We start from the raw sequence: 1,855 nt of genomic DNA, 5'->3' as shown, positions 1-1,855 counted from the left end.
GCGCCAGCCGGACGGGAGCTGGAGCCTCAGCCCGTCCGACCTCGCACACCTGACCATCACACCTCCCCATGACTTCTCGGGGACCATCAATCTCACTCTTCGTGCGACGTCTTCGGAAGGACCGAACAGATCGAGTGCCACGAGCAGCGCAACGCTCCAGGTTCACGTGGAAGCTGTCGCGGACGCGCCGTCTGTGACGGTGCACGACGTGTCCGGCCTCGAGGACCAAAGCATCGCGTTGAACCTTTCGGCAGCTTTGACTGACACGGACGGTTCCGAACTGCTCTCGGTCGTTATCCTTGGAATTCCGGCGGACGCATCGTTGTCGCGCGGGACGCGGCGGAGCGACGGCAGCTGGGACGTGAAACCGGCCGATGTGCCGCATCTCGTTCTAACACCGCCCGATGACTTCTCCGGCAGTCTTGATCTTACGATCAGGGCCGTGTCTCGGGAAGGTGCGAACGGGTCAACAGCCACGACGAGCGCCGGTTTCAAGGTGCACATCGGGGCTGTTGCCGATGCTCCTGTGCTGCACGCGACGGACCGGACCGGAGACGAGGATACGGCGATATCGCTCGACCTGTCGGCGGCCCTGGCCGATACGGACGGCTCTGAGATTCTCTCGGTGAGGATCCTGGGCGTGCCCGAGGGAGCGTCCCTCTCCCGCGGCATTCACCAGGCGGACGGCAGCTGGACGGTCGATCCGGCGGATCTTGCTGGCCTGACCCTTACACCCGCGCATGACTTCTCCGGCACATTGGATCTGACGCTGCGGGCAACCGTTCGGGAGCATTCGAGCGGTTCCACGGCTACCAGGGACGCCACGTTTGAAGTTCGCGTGAACGGCGTCGCGGATGCGCCAGTTCTCCATGCGGGTGATGTCTCAGGCACGGAGGATCAGCCGATTGCCCTCGATCTTGCGGCTGCCTTGACGGATAAAGATGGATCGGAGAGCCTTTCCATCAGCATTGAGGGCGTGCCTGCCGGTGCGTCGCTGTCCCATGGAAGCCGCCAGGCGGATGGAACATGGAACGTGAACGCCGCCGATCTGCCGAAGGTCACCCTGACGCCTCCGTCCAACTTCTCCGGCACCATTGAACTGACGGTGCGGGCAACCGCGCAGGAAGGATCGAATGGATCCCGCGCGACAACAGGCGCTGTGTTCCAGGTGCACGTTAATGGCGTCGCGGATGCGCCGCTGCTTCATGCCGCCGACGTCACCGGCAAAGAGGATCAAGCAATCGCGCTGGATCTCTCTGCCGCTCTTGCCGACGGCGATGGCTCGGAAGTCCTGTCCGTTGCAATCCTGGGCGTCCCCGAAGGAGCGGCCCTTTCTCATGGCACGAAGCAACCGGATGGCAGCTGGAGCGTCGACCCGGCGGATCTCGCCCGTCTGACGATCACGCCGCCGCGCGACTTCTCCGGGGCCATCGACCTGACCCTCGAGGCGACGTCGCGGGAGAACGCGAACGGCTCGTCCGCAGTTACGCGCGCCTCCTTCCAGGTCCAGGTGGATGCGGTAGCCGATGCGCCGGTGATCGTGGCTCCCGTTGCGACGGGCGATGAGGATGCCGCGGTTCCGCTCAATCTTTCGGCGACGGTTGTAGACGAAGACGGTTCGGAGGCGATCTCCTCGGTGACGATTGCTGGCGTTCCGGACAACTTCTCGCTGTCGCATGGCAGCCGCAGCGCTGACGGCAGCTGGAGCATCGATCCGAAGGACTTGCCGGACGTCGCCCTCGTTCCCCCGCATGATTTTTCCGGGACGGTTGATCTGACCGTGCGGGCGATGTCGCGGGAGACGTCGAACGGATCGGAGGCGGAAACCCGCACCTCGTTCCAGGTTCACGTGAAG

At 64.2% G+C, this 1,855-nt stretch carries 1 protein-coding gene; it reads left to right on the top strand.

Annotated elements, in window-relative coordinates:
• Positions 1-49: 49 nt before the first annotated feature.
• The coding region (locus tag E4K09_RS04085; protein ID WP_342211331.1) for an Ig-like domain-containing protein at positions 50-1,855 on the top strand (1,806 nt) is incomplete at its 3' end.

The organism is Microvirga pakistanensis (assembly GCF_004458765.1).
In the GTDB taxonomy this organism is placed as follows: domain Bacteria; phylum Pseudomonadota; class Alphaproteobacteria; order Rhizobiales; family Beijerinckiaceae; genus Microvirga; species Microvirga pakistanensis.
This window is presented reverse-complemented; position numbering and strand designations above follow the sequence as displayed.